Origin of the sequence: Methanospirillum sp. (assembly GCF_028679455.1) — an archaeon.
In the GTDB taxonomy this organism is placed as follows: Archaea; Halobacteriota; Methanomicrobia; order Methanomicrobiales; family Methanospirillaceae; genus Methanospirillum.
In genome coordinates this window covers 1-4,495 of the sequence record NZ_JAJRBM010000217.1, presented here as the reverse complement: position 1 = coordinate 4,495, position 4,495 = coordinate 1, and the positions used below count along the sequence as shown (strand labels likewise).

3 protein-coding genes are annotated in these 4,495 nt (G+C 51.2%); all 3 read left to right on the top strand.

Features of this window, described 5'->3' with window-relative positions:
- Positions 1–2,854: DEAD/DEAH box helicase (locus tag LUQ50_RS07170; protein ID WP_300038324.1), on the top strand; the 2,854-nt coding region annotated here is incomplete at its 5' end.
- On the top strand, positions 2,854–3,750 hold the full coding sequence (locus LUQ50_RS07165) for a hypothetical protein (protein WP_300038321.1): 897 nt from the start codon (positions 2,854–2,856) through the stop codon (positions 3,748–3,750). The genes LUQ50_RS07170 and LUQ50_RS07165, both read left to right, overlap by 1 nt.
- Before the next feature lie 129 nt (positions 3,751–3,879).
- Positions 3,880–4,495, top strand: a 616-nt coding sequence (locus LUQ50_RS07160; RefSeq protein ID WP_300038318.1) for a hypothetical protein, incomplete at its 3' end; no start/stop codon positions are given.

The following is a 4,495-nucleotide window of genomic DNA, read 5'->3' as shown; positions in this document are numbered from 1 at the left end:
GGCTCCGCTCTGCTCACCTGAATATTATAATCAGACCAACAGAGGAATCCCTGTTGCTACCAGTACCTCCTCATGGACAGTCCCGGCAATCAGGTTTCCACTTGAGTTTCTCCCGCTCCTCATTGCCGGAATTCGTGATATAGGCCAGGACTCTTGTATCGTTACTGACTCGTTTCGTTTCTGGGATGCCGTAACCAGAGGCGGCCTGCACCTGATCGCTGCCGGTCACTATCTGCCTGCGTACCGGATGAGTGGAAGATCAGGATTTCGTGCTCTCTGGGATCTCTATCCTGATGAGCATGAGCATGAGATGATCCGTGCATTCAACACGGCGATTCCCTCGTTTTGTGTTCCTGCAACGGGTTTTGGCCTTCATGATCCCGCATTGCAGGATTATCAGGCTCAATCAACCGTGTACACGTTCCTGACCTCGCTGGTCAGGAGAACCATCTATGAAGCATTGGTTCAGCGCCCGGTTGATCTTCATCTGACACCGGCAGTCCTGATCCAGCAGACAGTTCCGTTGATCTTTTATCTTGGCCTGACAGGACAGGGGGCCCTTCTTGGTCTGGACTCTCTGGTTCCTGCCGAGCACGGTGACGGAAAGCGGTTGATATCCTGGATGCAGCAACCGGTAGAGAAACCGGCATCAGTACTGCTCACCCTGGTTCTCAGAGTTCATGAACCTGAAAAAGAGCAGGGGAACTGGTTGATCACCTTTGAACTCAGACCTGCTGATGACCCTACCTGCCTTATCCCGGCCCGGGATATCTGGGCCGGTGGCAGGTCCCTCCCCCAGACTGTCCCTTCAGTACGAATTCTTGAAGAGACGCTTCTTGGTGAGTTGGGAAAGGGATCTGAAGTCTCCTCCCCGATCCTTGCTTCACTCAATAGCCCGGTTCCTTGTGGATTTCCGCTCAAGACCGCTGAACTCTGGGATTTCCTCACCCATGATGTCCCACTGCTCAAAGATGTCGGTATCGAGACCATCGTTCCCGGCTGGTGGACAGATCAGCGGACCAGACCGGTAATCAGAGTAAGGGTCACCCGGGATACGAACGCAGTCACCTGTTTCGGTCTTGATACCATCGTTGGGTTTGATTATCAGGTTGCTCTCGGTGACGAGATCCTTTCTGCCGAAGAGTTTCTCAAGCGAACCGATCTGAAGAACTCAATCATCAGGACCGGTGATGGATGGATGGTCTGCCATGCTGCCGATCTTGAGAAGAACCTGCTCAGGCTTCAGGAAGCGTATGCAGGAAAGAAGATCTCCTCTGTTGATCTGTTCAGGCTTACTGCCCTTGCCGGAGAGGATGACACCTTTATTGAGGTGATCGGTGATGATACCTGGTGTCAGGACATGGTCAGGACTGCGAAGGCTGGTCCTGTGCTCAAGGAGCAGGATGTTCCGTCTTCATTTGCCGGTGAGTTGAGACCCTATCAGAAGAGCGGGTATTCGTTCCTGCTTGCAGGTGCAGAACGCGGACTCGGGGTCTGTCTTGCTGATGACATGGGTCTTGGAAAGACTCCGCAGACCATCGCATACCTTCTGGCTCGCAAGGAGTCAGGTATTTCAGGTCCGTCACTCTTGATCTGTCCTACCTCGGTTGCCGGTAACTGGGAACGGGAACTGCACCGGTTTTCCCCTACCCTCTCCGTGTATATTCACCATGGCACCGGCAGGGAAAAATCAGGATTTTCTGATATTGCCTTTTCTCATGACCTTGTCATCACCACATACCCCCTGGTAGCCAGGGATCTCGATCTCATCACCGGTATCAGATGGAACAGTGTGATCCTTGATGAAGCACAGAATATCAAGAACCCACGGACCAAACAGAGCAGATCCATATTTCTGCTTCAGGGTGATCACCGGGTTGCCCTGACTGGAACACCGGTTGAGAACCGGTTGAGCGAACTCTGGTCTATCATGCAGTTTTTAAATCCCGGGTATCTTGGATCAGGGCAACAATTCAGGACCAGATACGCGGTTCCCATCGAGAAGGATCACAATCAGGAAAAAGCTGAAGAACTTCGTCGTCTGATTCACCCATTCCTGCTTCGCAGACTGAAGACCGACCGGAATATAATCCGTGATCTCCCTGAAAAGATGGAATCGCGGATCTTTGTCACGCTTACCAAGGAGCAGGTAACGCTGTATCAGGCAGTAGTGAACGAGGTAAAATCTGCAGCAGATAATCTCACCGGGATTGCCAGAAGAGGAATGATCCTGGCTGCCCTGACCAAACTGAAACAGATTGCGGATCACCCCAACCTCTTTACCCATGACGGGGTGATGGCAGCATCCAGGTCAGGAAAAGTCAGGCGTCTGATTGAGATGCTTGAAGAAGTGGCTGATGAAGGTGATGCTGCGATCATCTTCACTCAGTTTGCGTCGTTTGCGACCCTGCTTCACCAGGCCATTGAAGAACATTTCCACGCCCCGGTTCTGCTCCTGACCGGAAGAACCCGACGGCGCACCCGCGATGATCTGATTACCAGGTTCATGAAACCAGATGGCCCGAAGTTCTTTGTCATCTCGCTCAAGGCAGGAGGCACCGGGCTGAATCTGACCCGTGCCAATCATGTCTTTCATGTTGACCGGTGGTGGAATCCTGCAGTTGAGGATCAGGCTACTGATCGGGCGTTTCGGATCGGTCAGCTTCGCGATGTGCAGGTTCATCTGATGGTTGCAGCAGGAACCCTTGAGGAACGGATTGATGATGTGCTTGCAGGAAAACGCGGGATTGCAAATGAAGTGCTGACCAGTGGAGAAGACTGGCTGACTTCGCTCTCTACCGGAGAATTGATGGATGTGATATCCCTTCGTGATACTGTATTTGAGGAGTACTGATGACGTCGCATACTGCCCCGATGCCTCTGACCTGTATCCTGACATCCCAGCGGGGAGCGGTCGGAGAGACCTGGTGGGGCAGAAAATTTCTTGAACTGATGGTCCATTCCAACGATTATATCAGACTGAATTCGGGAAAATCATATGCCCGAAACGGACAGGTTCAATGGATGGAGGCATCTCCGTGCTCGGTTGAAGCAAAGGTGTCAGGTTCCTACATCTATGCAGTCAGGATCAGGTTTACTCCCCTCTCTGAAAAGTCATGGAATCAGCTCTTTGAGGTAATTGCTGACGAGGCATCATTTGCTGCACGTCTTATGGCCGGTTCTGTACCTGAAGGAATGGAACGACGCCTCTCAAAAAAAGGACTCTCACTCTTTCCAAAAGTGGAACCCAAGAGTAAAGGATGTAATTGCCCTGATCGGGGAAATCCCTGCAAACACGAGGCAGCAATCTTCTTCCTTCTGACAGAAAATATCGACAAGGATCCCTTTCTTCTGTTTCTTCTGCTGGGAAAGACCCGGGAGGAGGTGCTTGCCGGACTACGCAATGCCAGAACTGCAGATCAGGATATATCAGTTGATAAAGGGAACGTTAAGCCGGATCCAGTCCAGTCGTGTTCCTACTACCGGATTGCAGGTGATATTCATGGGCCGCTGGCTAACCTGCCGGATATCCAGGTTCCTGATGAAGCGTTTCTCAGCACATATCTGCAGAAACAACTGGGTAAGTGTCCGATCTCTCTCGGAGACGCTGGTCTTGGTACGATCCTTGCTGAACTCTATCCGCGGGCAGCGACGGTGGCCACCAGGTGGGTCAGACAGATGGGTACGAATCCAAATGACCCTGGATCTGGTGATGAGCGTGATCACGGTGATGATCCGGATTCTGGCTGATGGATGGATACATAGCGAATATCAGGTTCGATACCATGCCGTTCATCTTTCTGATAGGTGATATCATGATATTCCCTGTTATGACACCTTTCGGAGGGATTATGCATCTGAAAAACAGATTGATGGTGAATGGTACTTGAGGAACAGATATCAATTAATTCGGAGGAGGCGGCGAAAGAGATAGTCAGGTACCTGAAGAAAGAGAATATTCCCGCAAGAATTTTAACTGAACCACGGATGAATGTTGCGTTGATCCTGGCTGGGCAGCATGAGGATCTACGTTCATTTCTTACCGCCTGCCAGGAGAAACATCTGGAGCGAGGGGTTTCCCGGGATGATGGAGGAGACAATCCGGTGGAGTTTGATCCTTCGGTCTGGAATGATACGCTTGCTACCCTGGATTCAGAACGAATGGCAGTTACCCGGATTCTGGATGAGCATAAACCTGGTGACATCATTGGCACCAGCGTATATCAGACAATTTTTCAGAACACCAGACCTGACGTTGAATGTTCTACCGAAGAGTTTGCCCGTGAACTTGCCACGGTACGCACGCTCATCTCAAACCGTCTCTGTGAGATCACGCAGCAGGGATTTGTCCTTACTCATGCTGCAGAACCTGGTGATGTTACTCTGTACATCCCGTATGATTATCCGTTCCCGCCTGAAGAAGAGGTAAGTGACCGGTTCCATATCACCTGTATCAGGCATTTCAGAGGTGAGATCTCGTATGTGGTTCAGACCG

What these genes read in the sequence shown, in the direction of transcription:
- LUQ50_RS07165 (WP_300038321.1), top strand. Translation starts at nt 2,854, where the DNA reads ATGACGTCGCATACTGCCCCGATGCCTCTGACCTGTATCCTGACATCC.